The 16,787-nt window shown below is 43.3% G+C and carries 14 protein-coding genes, 1 other RNA gene and 1 other annotated feature; all 15 genes read right to left on the bottom strand.

What is annotated here, in order from left to right:
- Position 1 precedes the first annotated feature (1 nt).
- Positions 2-856 carry a ribosome biogenesis GTPase YlqF gene (ylqF, locus tag AB5Z12_RS05975; protein WP_173719478.1) on the bottom strand — a complete coding sequence of 285 codons (855 nt, stop codon included), beginning with the start codon at positions 854-856 and terminating at the stop codon, positions 2-4.
- A 101-nt stretch (positions 857-957) separates the two neighbouring features.
- Complete coding sequence (gene lepB, locus AB5Z12_RS05970; RefSeq protein WP_330590334.1) at positions 958-1,596, bottom strand: signal peptidase I; 639 nt, start codon at positions 1,594-1,596, stop codon at positions 958-960.
- A 252-nt stretch (positions 1,597-1,848) separates the two neighbouring features.
- A complete protein-coding gene (gene rplS, locus AB5Z12_RS05965) occupies positions 1,849-2,196 on the bottom strand; it encodes a 50S ribosomal protein L19 (RefSeq protein ID WP_118578454.1) in 348 nt (115 codons plus the stop codon).
- Between the two features lie 176 nt (positions 2,197-2,372).
- Complete coding sequence (locus AB5Z12_RS05960; protein ID WP_148462611.1) at positions 2,373-3,248, bottom strand: methionyl aminopeptidase; 876 nt, start codon at positions 3,246-3,248, stop codon at positions 2,373-2,375.
- A 298-nt stretch (positions 3,249-3,546) separates the two neighbouring features.
- Entirely contained in the window at positions 3,547-4,521 is a 975-nt protein-coding gene (locus AB5Z12_RS05955) for an OmpA family protein (RefSeq protein WP_173736369.1), read from the bottom strand.
- Between the two features lie 12 nt (positions 4,522-4,533).
- On the bottom strand, positions 4,534-6,156 hold the full coding sequence (locus tag AB5Z12_RS05950; RefSeq protein WP_173715520.1) for a MotA/TolQ/ExbB proton channel family protein: 1,623 nt from the start codon (positions 6,154-6,156) through the stop codon (positions 4,534-4,536).
- A 75-nt stretch (positions 6,157-6,231) separates the two neighbouring features.
- On the bottom strand, positions 6,232-6,390 hold the full coding sequence (locus AB5Z12_RS05945; protein WP_173719476.1) for a hypothetical protein: 159 nt from the start codon (positions 6,388-6,390) through the stop codon (positions 6,232-6,234).
- A 117-nt stretch (positions 6,391-6,507) separates the two neighbouring features.
- Positions 6,508-7,119 carry a histidine phosphatase family protein gene (locus tag AB5Z12_RS05940; protein WP_173719475.1) on the bottom strand — a complete coding sequence of 204 codons (612 nt, stop codon included), beginning with the start codon at positions 7,117-7,119 and terminating at the stop codon, positions 6,508-6,510.
- Positions 7,119-9,536 carry a phenylalanine--tRNA ligase subunit beta gene (pheT, locus tag AB5Z12_RS05935; RefSeq protein ID WP_173719474.1) on the bottom strand — a complete coding sequence of 806 codons (2,418 nt, stop codon included), beginning with the start codon at positions 9,534-9,536 and terminating at the stop codon, positions 7,119-7,121. Before pheT ends, AB5Z12_RS05940 begins: the two co-directional genes overlap by 1 nt.
- Before the next feature lie 90 nt (positions 9,537-9,626).
- Positions 9,627-10,646: a phenylalanine--tRNA ligase subunit alpha gene (pheS, locus tag AB5Z12_RS05930; RefSeq protein ID WP_173719482.1), complete on the bottom strand. Its 1,020-nt coding sequence runs from the start codon at positions 10,644-10,646 to the stop codon at positions 9,627-9,629.
- Positions 10,647-10,894: 248 nt separating this feature from the next.
- Positions 10,895-11,114, bottom strand: a binding site (T-box leader).
- Between the two features lie 42 nt (positions 11,115-11,156).
- A complete protein-coding gene (locus AB5Z12_RS05925; protein WP_173719473.1) occupies positions 11,157-12,152 on the bottom strand; it encodes a YihY/virulence factor BrkB family protein in 996 nt (331 codons plus the stop codon).
- Positions 12,153-12,407: 255 nt separating this feature from the next.
- Positions 12,408-13,649, bottom strand: a complete 1,242-nt coding sequence (locus AB5Z12_RS05920) for a SpoIID/LytB domain-containing protein (protein ID WP_368368581.1) — start codon at positions 13,647-13,649, stop codon at positions 12,408-12,410.
- 72 nt (positions 13,650-13,721) lie between these two features.
- Positions 13,722-14,780: an aldose epimerase family protein gene (locus tag AB5Z12_RS05915; protein WP_173719472.1), complete on the bottom strand. Its 1,059-nt coding sequence runs from the start codon at positions 14,778-14,780 to the stop codon at positions 13,722-13,724.
- 21 nt (positions 14,781-14,801) lie between these two features.
- Positions 14,802-14,979: non-coding RNA, 6S RNA (gene ssrS / locus AB5Z12_RS05910), on the bottom strand.
- A 73-nt stretch (positions 14,980-15,052) separates the two neighbouring features.
- On the bottom strand, positions 15,053-16,543 hold the full coding sequence (gene thrC / locus AB5Z12_RS05905) for a threonine synthase (RefSeq protein ID WP_118578462.1): 1,491 nt from the start codon (positions 16,541-16,543) through the stop codon (positions 15,053-15,055).
- Positions 16,544-16,787: the final 244 nt, after the last annotated feature.

Below are 16,787 nucleotides of genomic sequence, written 5' to 3'. Positions count from 1 at the left end.
ATTATTTACCTTCTTCTGGCACCCACTCCAAAGTGATTCTTCCAATCTTTCCAGAGCGGAAGTCATCGAACAGAATCAGAGAGGCCTTTGCATAGTCCAGTTCCTCTCCTTTCTTCAGACATCCTCTGGAGCGCGCGATTGCTTCTAATATCTGCACAGCTGTGCCTTCCTCCTGGATCTGATAGCGTTTCTCCAATGCACCAGAATATTTTTCCCGAAGGAAATCAATAAGCGTAAGGGAAAGCTCCTCCATATTCAGAATATCATCCTTGATAGAGCCAATATAGGCAAGACGCATTCCCACTGCCTCATCTTCAAACTTGGGCCAGAGAATCCCAGGAGTATCCAGAAGCTCCACATTCTTATTTAGGCGGATCCACTGTTTGCCCTTGGTTACACCTGGCTTGTTTCCTGTCTTGGCGCATGCTCTTCCAGCAAAAGTATTAATAAAAGTAGACTTACCAACGTTAGGAATTCCTACTACCATAGCACGGATCGGGCGGTTTTTGATTCCTCTTCTTCTGTCCCTCTCAGTCTTCTCCCTGCAGGCTTCCTGAATAGCCGCCTGAATCGCTTTCATACCAGAGCCGCTGCGGGAATCTACTTTTACCACATAGAACCCTTTCCCCTGAAAATAAGCTTTCCATGCTTCATTCTGGCGTTCATCTCCAAGATCTGATTTGTTCAAAAGGATCAGCCTTGCTTTATTTTTCCCAAGCTCGTCAATATCCGGATTCCGGCTTGCAAGGGGAACCCTGGAGTCCACAAGCTCAATGATCAGGTCGATCAGCTTAATGTCCTCCTGCATCTGTCTTTTCGCTTTGGTCATATGACCAGGATACCATTGTACGTTCATATTTACCTCATTCTTGCAGCTGTTCAGCAGATACCGTTCCACAAAGCGTGTAACCGCGAACGTGCTGAACAATCACTTATTTTTTATAAAAGTCTCACAGTTTAATTATTCAACGGCCCTATGTCTTTCTTCGGGGATATCTGGAACCAGAGCTTACCAGTTATATATTTCTTATTCACTCGTCCGATATCGCCATAACGGCTGTCTTCGCTGTTATTACGGTTATCGCCCAGGACAAAGTACTCTCCCGCTTCCAGTGTAATGGCATTGGCTGCCATTCCCGGATTGTTGATCGCGGGAAAATCTTTGCCTTCTTTATATGTCTCTCCATTGATCAGAATTCTTCCATTCACGATCTGAATGGTCTCACCTGGAAGTCCGATCACACGGCGGATATGAAGAGCCGCATCATCACTTGCATTTGTGCGGAATACAATAAGGTCGCCGCGTTTCGGCGAGGACGCTTTATAAGCAAGCTTGTTTACAAAATACCGGCTTCCAACTGCCAGAGTAGGCTCCATGGAGCTCTCCTGCATCGTCACAGACTGAAATAGCATCATGGAGGTCAGCACTGCAAAGATCAGTGTAACTGCGATCTCGAATACCCAGATCAAAACTTTTTTCAGTTTACTGTCTTCCAATTTCTCCATGGCACCAGAAAAAGATTTTTTCTCCAGTTTTGCAATTTCCGGCATGTTGAACAACTGCTCTTTTTCTCTTTTATTTCTTCTGTCGCTCATATCTACTCCATTCGTGTCATAATTGCATGTCCTGCGTCTGGTTCCAAAACGCTTTTTTCATCTCAGGCCAGATACTTTATTATCTTATCACATATCCCGAAAAAGAAAAAGAAAAAATAATCAAAAAAATGCTGCCCAGACAGTCATCACGGCCATCTGCGCAGCAAATGTCACTGTTCGTATTCACTTCGTTCCCGAAAGCACTTCACGGAACATTACCAGTGAACAGCAACCAGCAATTTTCAATTGAAATTATTTAACAAGCTCTTTAACCTTAGCAGCTTTACCTACACGGTCTCTTAAGTAGTTCAGTTTCGCACGGCGAACTTTACCACGACGGATAACTTCTACTTCCTTTACGTGTGGGGAATGAAGCGGCCATGTTTTCTCAACGCCAACGCCGTTGGAAGCTTTTCTTACTGTGAAAGTAGCTCTGGTGCTTCCGCCCTGTTTCTTTAATACAGTTCCTTCAAAGATCTGAATACGCTCACGGTTACCCTCTTTGATCAGTGCGTGTACTCTTACGGTATCACCTACGTTAAACTGTGGAACGTCTTTTTTCAGCTGTTCTGCTTCGATGTTTTTAATAATTTCGTTCATTTTATTCTCTCCTTATTCTCTGGATGTTCTTAATACCCATCACGGTAACAGCGGACCATCTTTTTTCACAACATAAGTGATTATACTATAATTATTTTCTGTTTGCAACCATTATTTTTATAAAAAGCCCATAAAACAAGTCACAAATTTTTTTCAAAGACAACCTTCCAAAACCATTACCAACAGATAACCTCGCAGCCATCCTCTGTTACCAGTACGGTTACTTCCCACTGGGCAGAAGGCATACCGTCCTCAGTGCGTACTGTCCAGTCATCTTCCTCATCTGTATATACTTCATCGCTTCCCATATTTACCATAGGCTCAATGGTAAACATCATTCCCGGCTCCATGATCACGCCGCTGTTCTCTTCGGAAGTATAGCTTACCCAGGGATCCTCATGGAATTCCAGGCCAACGCCATGTCCGCCGATTTCTTTTACAATTGTGTAGCCATTTTCAAGTGCATGCATATGAACAGCGTGACCCATATTTCCAATAGGTTCCCATGGTTTTACCTTGGAAATACCGATTTCCACACATTCTTTGGTTACGCGGACCAGTTTTTCTTTCTCAGGACTTACATTTCCAATACAGAACATACGGGATGAGTCAGAAAAATAGCCATTGTAAATTGTAGAAACGTCTACGTTCACTATATCACCGTCCTTCAGGATCTCATCCTCAGATGGAATTCCGTGGCATACCACCTCATTCACAGAAGTACACACGCTCTTTGGAAACCCTTCATAATTCAACGGTGCCGGGATTCCTCCATGACGCACAGTTTCCTCATGTACCCAATGATCGATTTCTTCTGTTGATACACCAGCTTTAATATGCTCTGCCACATAATCAAGTACTGCAACATTGATTCGACAGCTCTCTTTAATCTTCTCAATCTGCTCTGGAGTCTTGATCAGTTTATGATCCAGAACCGGATATCCTTTCTGACGCAGGATTTCTACTTTCGCATCAAAAGCCTCATGGCATTTTTTATATTTCTTTCCACTGCCGCACCAGCATGGATCATTACGTCCGATTTTTGTTGACATTTCACTCTCTCCTTTTATCTGTGGCTGCTGCGAATGCTACAGCAGTACTTTTTCTTTTGTAAAACATGATATAAACTCACTCTGTTTCTCATTTTATACTTGAAACAGATAAATTGCAACTAATTTTCTATAGAAGTCTCTACCTCCTGCAATTCATAGTAACTGTTCATATTTTTTCAGCTGTTTTTTTCCCACGCAAACAGCTAAAAGAGTTTCAAATGTAAACACAAAAAGAGTATTTCATTTTCTCTGATCTAAGAATTTGAAATACTCTTTTGCTTTTGAAAATTATATGTAACTAATTAGCTGCTGCATCTGCGCCTGCCTCTGTGGCAATATCTGCTGCACTCTCTTCACTTCCCGCCATGATCTTACTCAGTTCTTCGATCATCTCGTCATCCTTCAGTCTGAATTTGACCTCAACACGACGGGAAGCCTCTTTATCTACATTTCCATCTGCATCCAGAATCGGATTCGCCATGGAATGTCCGTTTACAGTCAGGTAATCCTGCAGATCCAGGCTCTGATCCTCAGTCAGAAACTCCCCCTGAATATCAAGAAGATACTGTGCCACTGCAAGTGAACGTTGCTGGGAAAGCTCCAGATTATACGCATAATCACCATCTGTATCTGTATAACCGTCAATAATGATCTCAGCAAGATAATTCTTATAAGTATCCTCCATCAACACCTTACAGTAAATCGGAAGTACGTTTCGGAGTGCTTCCTTACCAGCATCTGTAAGCTCCGACTCATCAACGTCAAACAATACACTGGCATCCAGTGTCAATGCACCAGTCTTGGAATCCAGATTTACATTGATATTATTTTTCTGGAATTCTTTTTGAAGTGCTTCCACAACTTCGGCCTTGACACCAATAATATTATCGATCTTTGTCTGCTGCTCACTAAGCTGCGTGGTCTTCTCATCCAGATCCGTCTGCTGCTGATTCAGAAGAGCCTGCTGCTCTTTTAACTTGGCTTCCTGCTCTGCCAGAGTCTGTGCCAGTGCAGTCAGCTTCTCATCTTTGGTCTTAATAGTTCCTTCCTGTTCTTCAATGGTATTCTGCTTGGCAAGAAGATCAGCCGTATACTCTGCCTGCAGAGCCAGCTTCTCATCTCTCTCCTGAATACTCTCGTCGTAGCTCTTCTGAGCCTGGAAAAGCGTCAATGACATGATCAGTATGAAAAGAAGCAGAACGCCGGCCATAACATCGGAATAAGAGCGCCATATATTAAAGCCTCCATCCCCTGATTTTCTTTTTTTGCGCATGTCTATCTCCTCTTATCTGAATAAGCCAAATTTTCCTTTCTGTGCCGCCTTGGAAAGCTCTTTCATGTTCTTGTTGATTTCCTCAAGAAGAGCCTGCTGTCCCTCATTCTGCTGAGCAATCAGATTGCCCAGCTTCTCTACAGAATCATTTCTTCCGCTTGCGATCAGAGATACATCTCTGGTATTCGCTGCAGTCACCTCACTGAGGAGCTTGCGGACCTGTTCCATTGTTTTATAGGAAAGTCTCTGATACTGGGCAAAATCCTCCATCTGGGCCGTAAACTGCTCTGCCATCTTGCTGTTTGCCTGGATCAGATCTGCACTTGCCTGACCTGTAGCCCCTACTCTCTCAATAGAAGAAGCTGCTGTTTCAACATATTTCTGCATTGCCTGGTTGCAGGCAACCCAGAACTTAGCTGCAGATTTCTCGGCATCCTTCAGATAATCCACAATATGCTGATAATCCTGCTGCTGCATCTTCTGGATCTCCTGATTCTCAGAAAGGATACGATTGGCAGTAGACATGTAGCGGGTCTGCATACCTCCCATCTCCCTTACCATATCTGTAATGGCTTTGTCCTGCTTGTCATAGGTCTCAGAAAGCTTCTGGCTCATAGTCTGGTACATGGCAGAAGTATAAGCTGTATTCTCTTTCTGTGCCTTTTTCAGCTGATCCAGTGCCACGTTGAAATCACGGAACTGCATATGGAAAGAATTGTTCATCTGTTTTAAAAATTCGTCCGATATTTCACGAATAGCATCCTCCTGACATCTGGTTACAGAAGAAACCAGCATATCCAGAGAATCATTCATCTTCTGGAAGGTAGGTGTGATAACCTTCTCAAAGCTGTCTGCCATCTGAACGGAAAACTGCTCTGCCATCTGTTTCATGGCGCTTGTCTGCAGCTTCTGGCTTGCAAGCAGCAGATTTCTGGACTCATTCTCCGCTGTAGGCATTACATAAGAATGAAACTTTTCAAGGAATCCCTGAAGCTCCTCTGTCATGGATGAATACTCTCCCTTCATCCCAAAGGTATAAATAATGGAAAAAGAGATACCATAAATAGAGGTAAGGAATGCTACTTTAATACCTTCCACCAGCGCTTCTACAGAAGAAGTCATGGCACTGTAATCAGTAGGCTGAAAATCCCGAAGACCCCAGACAAGACCAAGGAAAGTACCTAAAATACCAAGACTGGTAAAGATATCCGGAACCATTTCCAGAAGCTTCTTATGAACATGGATATCCAGCTCATCTTCATTAATGAATTCCTCAATATCCCCAAGACCTTCTTTACTATTGTTAATGCTGTCTGTAAAGCTGTCCATCTTCTGATCCAGATATTTATCATCGAAGAGCTCGCCTAAATATGTAAGATTCCTGGGATCTGTCTTCCCAGGAGTCTTGAACATACTGTTCAGCTCCTCTACTGCTCTGTGAAATGCCGTACTCAGATTATTCATACGGAACATTCCACCAAACATTGCGATCAGATACAGGACTGCGATCACCGCCAGAAATACGAAATTGTAGATCGTAGATGATAAGTTCCCCCTGCCGGCAAATAAAGTCAAAGCAGTGGTTCCTGCAAGAACCGCAACAAACAATACAGAATGTGTGATTTTTTTCTTCATTGTCTGCCTCCCCATTTGTATTTTCACAAAATAGATATGCCGTCTGTCGACGGCATCACCATATATGAATGCCAACTACTCTGCGCTTATAGCATCTGCAGAGCTGTTTAAAAAATCATTCCCGCAATCTGCACGCCCAAGGCTTCCATCGTAATAAATTGGTGCATTTTGTGAATTTTCCATTAATAATGGTACATTTTTTATCATAATATCACAATTTTCTAATAATAACAAGAAAAAACATACCCCTTGCCTAATGAAAAATGTTACCTGTTACTGCTCACGACCTTCACAGTAATCGTTTCACACCTTTTTCATACAGCCAGGGGTATTATATCATATTTCATATTTTCAGGCGTAAACCTTATCTTCCTCCAGGAATCTGGCCTTACCATCCTTCACTTCTACCAGGTTAATGCTGCAGTTAGGCGGCACACATCCATGCCAGAAATGTTCAGGATCCTTGTACAGGTTCTGGAGAAGAGCCCGCACTGCACATCCATGGGAAGACACCAAAATCGTTTTGTCTGCCAGAGACGGATCTGAGGTTTTTTCAAGCCAGAATTCTCTGGTACGATCCAGGACATCCTGAATATTCTCTCCATTTTCCGGACGCGGAAATTTCAGAGGATCCTTAAAAAACAGATCAAATTCTTCGCAGTTGGACTCCATAGTATTTCCAGTTCTCATAATGTGTCCTTCCAGAACCCCGAAATTAATTTCCTGAATCCTTTTATCCGGTATCACAGGAATATCACGGCCACCCAGAACTAACCGGGCAGTCTGTCTCGCACGGGTAAGAGGACTTGTAAAACAGATATCAAACTTTACATCCATCAGAGCCTCGCCCGTTCTTCTGGCAAGATCAATTCCCTCCTGAGCAAGAGGAATGTCTGCTGAACCCTGAGCCTTATGAAGGTGGTTCCAGGGCGTCAGACCGTGTCTTACAATATATAAAAGCATCAGCTTCTCAACTCGATTCCAAGGCCTTCCAGACCATTTAAAATTTTCTTCATTGCCGCAGAAATCTCGCTTTCTTCCAGGGTCTTATCGTGATCACGGAATACAAGCGCATAAGCCATAGACTTGTAGCCACCCTTGATCTGGCTTCCTTCGTAGATATCAAACAGCTGATAGCTCTCCAGGATCTTTCCGCCTCTCTGAGCAAGAATGTCCTCGATCTGACCTGCAAGCACCTGTTTCGGAACCAGCATACTGATGTCACGGGTTACTGCCGGATATTTTGCAATTCCGGTAAACTTGCGGTCAAAATTTGCAAATTCAAGAACGCTCTTGATATCGATCATTGCGATATATGCGCGCTCCCCAATTCCATAATTATCTGCAACCAGCGGATGAACCTCTCCAAGGTAACCTACAACGGTTCCCTCGTATACCATATCGGCCTGTCTTCCAGGATGAAGAAATGGTTTTCCGCTTGCCGGATCATACTCCATTTTCTTCTTCATACCGATTTTTTCGAAGAACTCCTCACAAACGCCCTTCATGTCAAAGAAATCACCGGTTCCGTACATTCCAAGTGTAAACATGGTTCTTTCATCTGGAAGCTCGGTAAGTGGAAGTGCCTTCGGAAGATATACATTTCCAAGCTCATAAAGACGAACGTCTTTGTTTCTTCTGTTATAGTTAGTTGCCAGAGAAGAAAGCATTCCATTCAGTGTACTGGTACGCATAATGCTGTAGTCCTCACCAAGAGGATTGCTGATGGTGATCACCTGACGAAGTACATTATCTTCTGGAATTCTCAGTTTGTCAAATACCTTCGGGCTCTCAAATGAGTAAGTCATACCTTCTGAGAATCCGCAGTACTCTGCAATATCTCTTGCGATATTTTCAATGCGAAGCTTGAATGGCATTTTTCCTGTAGTAGCCTCACCGGATGGCAAAGTTGTAGGAATCTTGTCATATCCGTAGAAACGTGCAATTTCTTCTGCAACATCTGCCATGCAGTGGATATCCTGGCGGAAAGTCGGTGCTACGATTTCATTTGTCTCCTCATCATAGGTGAGTTCGATCTTTGCAAGATAGCCAAGCATCTCTTCTTTGGAAAGATTTGTTCCAAGAAGACCGTTGATACGGTCTGGCTCAAATTTTACACGGGATGGCTTGCTGACCTTATTGCAGATATCAACCATACCGCCAACAACCTCACCGGCACCAAGCTCTTCCATCAGCTGGCAGGCTCTGTCGATTGCAGCCTTTGCATTATTCGGATCAAGACCTTTCTCAAACTTGCCGGAAGCATCTGTACGAAGTCCGATTCTCTTGGAAGAAAGTCTGATGTTTGTTCCATCAAAGCAGGCTGCCTCAAACAGAACTGTGTGTACGTCATCTGTGATCATGGAGTTCTCGCCGCCCATAATACCTGCGATTCCAACTGGTTTCTCACCATCGCAGATCATCAGGACGTTCTCGTCCATAATACGTTCCTGACCATCCAGTGTGACAAATTTCTCATCTTTACCCGCACAGCGTACAACAATTTCATGGTTTGCAATCGTATCGAGATCGTAAGCATGCATTGGCTGTCCAAACTCTTCCATTACATAGTTGGTGATATCTACCAGATTGTTGATCGGGCGGATTCCATTGGAAGCCAGGCAGCGCTGCATCCATTTCGGAGATGGTCCGATCTTAACATTTTTTACAACTCTTGCACAATAACGTGGGCAAAGCTCCGGTTTCTCTACAGTTACCTTTACGTAATCAGAAGCTTTTTCATCATTTCCTGTCTCTTTAACTTCCGGAGGGTAAAATTTCTTACCAAAAGTAGCTGCTGCTTCTCTTGCAATTCCAAGAACACCGTAACAGTCAACACGGTTGGATGTGATCTCATATTCAAATACAACGTCATCAAGTCCAAGAGCCTTAATAGCGCTTTCACCTACAACTGCGTTTTCCGGGAATATATAAATTCCATATTCTGGGGCTTCCGGATACATATCCCGGTTGCTTCCCAGCTCTTCGATGGAGCACATCATGCCGTTGGACGGTACTCCGCGAAGTTTTCCGGCTTTGATCCTGATTCCGCCAGGAGTCATTTTTCCATCATGTCCTCCTGCTACACGACCTCCGTCAAGAACAACCGGAACCTTGTCTCCCTCTTTTACGTTTGGAGCACCCGTAACGATCTGGATCACCTCAGATCCGATATTCACCTGGCAGATGATCAGCTTATCTGCATCCGGATGTTTCTCAATTTTCTCAATCTGTCCGATTACAATCTTTTCAAGGTCAGCATCAAGCCTGGTGAAGCCTTCTACCTTTGTACCTGACAATGTCATTGCATCTGTATATTCCTGTGCGGTTACGTCAAGATCCGGCACATACATTTTCATCCAAGATAATGAAGTATTCATTTATTTAATCCTCTTCTCACTCTAATATTTATATTATGAAAGGTAACTGCTCAGTACTTTCACAGTTACACGCTTCGCGATGCCCAGAAATCAGAACTGCTTCAGGAAACGGATGTCGTTCTCATAAAGCAGACGCATATCATCAATCTCATATTTCAGAAGCGCAATACGCTCAAGACCTACGCCGAATGCAAAACCAGTGTACTCCTCCGGATCAATTCCACACATGCGAAGTACATTGGGATGAACTGTTCCACAGCCAAGGATTTCAATCCAGCCGGATCCTTTACAGAAACGGCAGCCTTTTCCGCCGCATTTGAAGCAGGAAACATCAACCTCTGCACTTGGCTCTGTAAACGGGAAGTGATGTGGTCTGAATTTTGTTTTGGTTTCTGGTCCGAAAAGCTCTTTCGCAAATACTTCAAGAGTTCCTTTCAGGTCTGCGAACGTAATATTTTTATCTATTACAAGGCCCTCAATCTGATGGAAGGATGGAGAATGAGTTGCATCTACTTCATCCGAACGGAATACTCTTCCAGGTGCGATCATACGGATCGGCAGCTTTCCTTTTTCCATGGCACGTGCCTGAACCGGAGATGTCTGGGAACGAAGAAGTATGGAATCATTGATAAAGAAAGTATCCTGCTCGTCTCTTGCCGGATGATTCTCCGGAATATTCAGCTTGGTAAAGTTGTAATCTGCATATTCAACTTCCGGACCTTCTACAACTTCATAGCCCATTCCAATAAAAATGCGCTCAACCTCTTCCAGCGCAATGCTGTTGGGATGACGATGACCGATTCTGGATTTCTTTGCAGGTAGGGTAACATCGATTACTTCTGCTTTCATCTTCTCTTCTCTGACTGCTTCTTCCAGTTTCTGTCTGGACTCTTCAAGAAGACCTTCGATCTTAGCTCTGGTCTCGTTTACAAGCTGGCCAACCTTCGGTCTCTCCTCCGGGGAAACGTCTTTCATTCCTTTTAAGATTGCGGTAAGCTCTCCCTTTTTTCCAAGATATGCCACACGCACATCATTTAATTTATCCAGGCCTTCGGATTCTTCAATCCGTACTCTGGCGTTCTCAGCCAGTTCCTGAAGTCTTTCTTTCATATCCATGGTTCATTTCTCCTTTATTTTTATAATCTGCCAGATGAGGGGGGGAAGGAAGGTAAGAAAATATCTACATAGCAGATTTTTTCTTTCGTAAAGCGGATTGTTCAGCGCTCGCGCTCCAAGGACTTTACAATGCGAAAAACCCGCTTTGCGTATTTCCTACATTTTCGCGGCAGTCACCAAGTTCTCACCCAAGCGTGGACTTTGACTCTTGCTCGTGAAAATAAAAAAGCTCCGTCCCCAACAAAAGGGACGAAGCATATTCCGCGGTACCACCCTGATTCCTGTATATACAGGCTCTCCCGCCGCTTAACGCGCAGCTTCACGTCGCTTCCTACTGGAAATTTCAGAAACGCGGCTCCGGTGCGAAACTCAGAAACTATCTGAACTTAAGGAAGCTTACAGCCGGTGGCTTCCTCTCTCTGAAAGAAAATAATTTCCTAAAAACACCTTCCTGGCTTTTTCTCTTTTATAACTATGCCACATCAGAGTGAATCTGTCAAGAGGTTAATTTGTCTGTTGCTCTTCCTTCTTTTTCTCAGCTGAAACTTTCATCTCAGTCTTTTTCTTTCTCTCATTCTCTTTTTCCAGATATTTTTTCTTCTCTTTATTAAGCTCTTTTTCCGCCTCATCGCGCTCGCGGCTGAGCATTTCCCTCATGGATGCCTGGGCCATTCTGAACTGTTTTTCAAAATAAGCGTTGATCTCTGCTCCATACAGCAGCAGATTCATACAGATATACAGCCACAGCATCACCATGATCAACGCAGTCAGGCTTCCATACATATTGCTGAAGCCTGGAAACATGTCAAAATAAATAGAAAAGAAATAGGAAAACAGGGACCACCCTGCTGCAATCAGAAGAGCTCCCGGCACCTGACTTTTAAAAGTAGCTTTACGGTTTGGAAGCATTTTATACAAAATCAGAAAGATCAGAAACAGTCCGGCAAATACAAGCGCCGTCCTGGCTCCAATGATCTTTCCGATAATTCTCCCAAGGAATGGAACGTACTTTCCTGCCATAATCTGAATCTGATTTCCAAGAACCAGAAGCAGAAGACTTGCAATAATTGCAATGCTGAACAGAAATGTATAAACAACTGCATACATTCTGGTAATCAGCCAGTTACGGGTCTCATGGACGTGATAAATGCTATTCAGTCCGTTCGTAAGGGATTGCATGGCTTTTCCTGCAGACCACAATGCCATGATAGCAGAAATCGGAACTACCGCCGTGCTTCTGCCATATACTTCTGATACAATGGTAAGCACAAAATTCTGTATATTGTGGGGCACAAATGCCCGGATGGTTTCGCTGACCATATTGTATGTTAAAGGTGTATATCGAATTATAGTCGTGAGAAACAGAATAAACGGAATAAAAGACATAATCAGGAAATATGCTGCCTGTGCCGCATAAGCTCCCACATGGTCTCCATTTGCCCTGTCCATAAAACCGAACAGAAGCTGGAGAACGCTCTGTTTTTCTTTCTTCTTATCCATATGATTGCTCCTGTTACATTTTCGTAATCATTTTTTGTATCATATCACGAAACATGCTTTCTGTCTACTTTTTCCTGGTGTTACTGTTCTTTCCGTTCACAGCAACAATTACTGTTCACTCCATAATCAGTAAACGCTTCGCGATGCACAAAAAGACGAACCTTCCTGTGACAAGCACAAACAGCAGCGTTTGCTGCGCAAACTTAATTCTCGGGTTTTCTGTGAACTTTGTTCACAAAAATACCTTGCAAAATGTCATGTTTCCCGCTTTGACAGGTTATTCCCCACCACTTCCAACGTAATATCCTTAAAAAAATAATTTAGGATTTCCTGCCAGCCATAGCCTTCCCTGGCCATTTCATTTGCCCCGTTCTGGCTCATTCCCACACCGTGTCCATACCCTTTCCCCTGAATCTGTACTGCCTTACCGGATTTCACGTTCAGTTCAAAATAGGCGCTTGGCAGAAGATTACTGCCGTTCACAATACTTCCATCTTTTTCTGTAATCAAACACCCTGCCGGGGAAAGAAATTGCCGTATTTCATATTCGCCTTCCAGCTGTATACTTTTATTTTCCGTCACAATCTCCATTCCCGTAACTGCACCACTGATATTCTTTTTAATAACCTGAAGCCCTATAAATTCCCCGCTGCCTTCCAGATTTCCCGATCGTTTCTCTAAAGTTTCCCAGGGAATTTCCACGCTCCAGCTGCTCCATGGCATATTCTGGTCAAAATCACATTCTACACTTTTCAGATAAGCTGCTGACCTGTCTGCTCCCCATATCTCATCTGTGCTTGTCCTGCCTGCTGATGTAGAAAAATAATAAGCCGTGATCGGTTCTCCATTCTGGCATAGGATCTGACCTTTTGTATCCTGTACTGCTTTATTTGTTCTTTTATCTGCCCCAAAATTGTTGTAAACCTGATAATTCACGCTGTCATCTACATCCACCCCATATTTTTCCAGACTGTTTTCCTGTATCTGGCAAACTGCATAGGTTCTGGCACATACTGCCTGGGCCATCAATGCCTGTTCTTCATAGGATGCAGGCATTTCACTTGGGACTACAGCTTCCAGATAAGCTTCCAGGGACAATTCATTAATAATCAGCAGCCCCTGCGTTGTCTTTTTAATTTCCAGAGTTCCATAATAAACAGGAGGATTCTGAGCTCTTTCAATAGAGGGAATCGCAATGCCATCAGTTCCCCCGTCCAGAAGCAGACTATCATTCTGGAGCTCCTGTGAATCCGGGGTGTAGGTATGTTCTTTTCCTTTTTGTTCTATGGTTACTGACTGGTGATAACAGGATTGCCAGGACGAGTCTGTGAGCAGAACGCGAATGGAAGGCTCTCGTTGTTGCACCTTGTTTTCGTCAGTTTCCTTTTTCTTTTCTTTCTGCTCCCTTTTGGCACTTTCTTCACTCCTCTTGTTCATTTCTGCGGCTTTTCCAAACAAAAGCAGCCAGCCCAGCAGTACAATCAGAAAATAATTCAATCCATAAAAAAATCTGGTCTTCTTCATACAAAAGTATATGAAGAAAACCAGACAAAAATATCTGTATTGTAATTATTTTCTTACGTCAAATTTATATGCGGTAAAAGACTGATACTTCTCACCAGCTTCAAGTACTGGTGAATGGAATGCTTCCACATTTACTGCATTTGGTTCAACCTGTGTCTCAAGGCAGAAGCCTTCACGCTTGTTGTAAACATGTCCATTCTTACCCTTCTCATCAATAACAAAATTACCGGCATAGAACTGCACACATGGACAATCCGAAATCACATCCATCGTAATACCAGAGGTCTCATTGTAAGCAACTGCAACCGTTCTCCGACTGCCTTTCGCGTAATTGTCAGTCACATAATTGTGGTCATATCCGCCAGTGTACTTCAGCTGCTGGAAGTCTGCCTCGATTTCCTGGCCAATCTTTTTCGCCTTATTAAAATCCATAGGAGTACCCTCTACTGCTGCATATTCGCCTGTAGGAATAGAGAACTCATCCACCGGATTATAATCTCTGGCATGGATCGTAAGATATGTATCAAGAACCTTGCCGCTTCCCTCCCCTGTAAGGTTGAAGTAGGAATGGTTGGTCATATTTGCCAGTGTCGCCTTGTCACTGATTCCGCTATAGTAAATCTGCAGGGTATTGTCCTCTGTAAATTCATATGTAACAGACACCTGGAATTCTCCCGGGAATCCATTCTCGCCATCCGGGCTGATTCTGGAAAAAGTAATGGCATTTTTGTCAGAATCTGTATTCTTAACAGTCCAAATCTTCTTCTCGAAGCCATTGGGGCCGCTGTGAAGATTATTGTCATTCTCATTCTTGTCAAGCTGGTATTCCTGTCCATAAAGGGAAAATCTGGCACCTGCGATACGGTTTCCGCTTCTTCCTATGATCGCACCAAAGAAGCAGCCATTTACTTCGTACTGCTGAACATCGTCATAACCAAGCACTACATCTGTAAGCTCCCCATCTTTGTCCGGAACGCAAAGCTTCACAAGAATGGCACCGTAATCCATCACTTCTGCACATGCACCGGATTTATTCTCCAGATGGTATAAAGTAATCTCTTCCCCAGAGGTTAAGTTTCCAAATTTCTTTGCTGTAACACCCATATTACCTGCCTCCCTGTTCTAAAAAATCCCAGAATGCCGTTCCCTTTCTTTTGACGCCTAGCTAACCGCTAGGTGGGTATCCTCAACAGGACTTCTGCCTACCACAACGAGAGGTCTGACATCCGCACTGCGATATTGGATTCCCTTGATGTCAATGTAGGTTCAAAAATAAAAGGGGCCTCGCACATCCCAGGATTCATTTTCTAAAAATAATTATACTCTAGTATATACTGTTTTTCAACAGAAAATGCACAAATTCTTTTTACTGATTTTTAACTGATTTTTAGAATCTCTTTCACAGTTGCAGGCATATCTTCTGCATCTACTACCCGGTCATGAAGTACTGGTGCAGTACGGATATCGTTGACTGCCTTCGGAACTGCCACCCCGGAAAGCTTCTCAAGTGCGTCTGCAAGCCCGAAATCGTCCAGATTCTCATGTCCCTCGGAGATTGCATCCATAACACTTCTGGTAAACTTGTATGGACTTGCTGTAGAAGCAATAACTGCCGGAATCTTATCTCCGGTATCTTTCACATATTTTTTGTATACGCCAGCAGCAACTGCAGTATGTGTATCAATCACATAATCACTTGTCTTATATACTTCGCGGATAGCTTCCTTCGTCTCTTCTTCGGAGCAGTAGTTTCCATAGAAATCCTTCAGCTGGGCTTTCATCTCAGGTGTAATAGTGTATTCACCACCCTTGGAAAGATTTTCCATAAGTTTTGCACACTCCTCAGGATTTCCGCCTGTAATGCGATAGATCAGGCGCTCCAGATTGCTGGAAATCAAAATATCCATAGATGGAGAACTGGTAAGGATAAAATCTCTCTTTCTATTGTATGTACCTGTGGAGAAGAAATCAAACAGAACCTTGTTCTCATTAGAAGCACAAATCAGCTTGTTCACCGGAAGTCCCATCTGTTTTGCATAAAATGCTGCCAGAATGTTTCCAAAATTTCCTGTAGGAACTACTATATTGATCTCCTGTCCGGCTTCGATCTTGTTCTGGCGCACCAGCGCAGCATATGCATATACATAATAAACGATCTGGGGAACAAGACGTCCAATGTTAATGGAGTTTGCAGAAGAGAACTGGAATCCAGCCTGGGAAAGCTCTGCTGCCAGTTCTTTATCATTGAACATTTTCTTTACAGCTGTCTGGGCATCGTCAAAATTACCTGTGATACCCACAACGTAAGTATTGGCACCTTTCTGGGTTACCATCTGCTTCTCCTGGATCGGGCTTACGCCATGTTTCGGATAGAATACAATAATCCTGGTTCCCGGAACATCGGCAAAACCTGCAAGTGCTGCTTTTCCAGTATCTCCGGAGGTCGCAGTCAGGATAACGATTTCATTTTTTACATTATTCTTTCTTGCTGCAGTCGTCATAAGATATGGCAAAATGGAAAGTGCCATGTCTTTAAATGCAATTGTAGGACCATGGAAAAGTTCCAGATAATATGCCCCGTCAGCTTCCTTAAGAGGTGCGATCACATCTGTGTCAAACTTCTTGTCATATGCTCGGTTGATACAAGTGCGCAGCTCTTCTTCTGTAAAGTCAGTAAGAAGGCGGCTCATTACCTGATAAGCAGTTTCCTGATAAGTCATTCTGGAAAGTTCATCCATAGAAACATCAAGTGCCGGAATCTGTGTTGGTACAAACAGTCCTCCATCTTCAGAAAGTCCCTTTAAAATAGCCTGGGAAGCGGTTACCGGTTCTCCTTTTCCTCTGGTGCTCTGGTACATTACCTGCATTTGTTATTCCTGCCTTTCGCTTATTGTTATGAGGTACACATTCCGGAATCTGTAACCTTCCGACAGTCATCCTCTCTTTGTTATCATATTTTAACTTTACAGGTATTATACATACTTCACCGTGCTAAATCAACACCCAATTTGAAAAAGCCACCTGGAATTGTAATTGATATGATACCTCTAAAGTAGACAGATTAAATATAAAAATCTGTTACTTTGGAGGTATTTTTCATGCCAAAATCAA

The organism is Ruminococcus sp. RTP21358st1_G6_RTP21358_211008 (assembly GCF_040908885.1).
GTDB lineage: Bacteria > Bacillota > Clostridia > Lachnospirales > Lachnospiraceae > Blautia_A > Blautia_A faecis.
The sequence above is the reverse complement of the archived record's forward strand: the minus strand, read 5'-3'. Positions and strand labels throughout refer to the sequence as shown.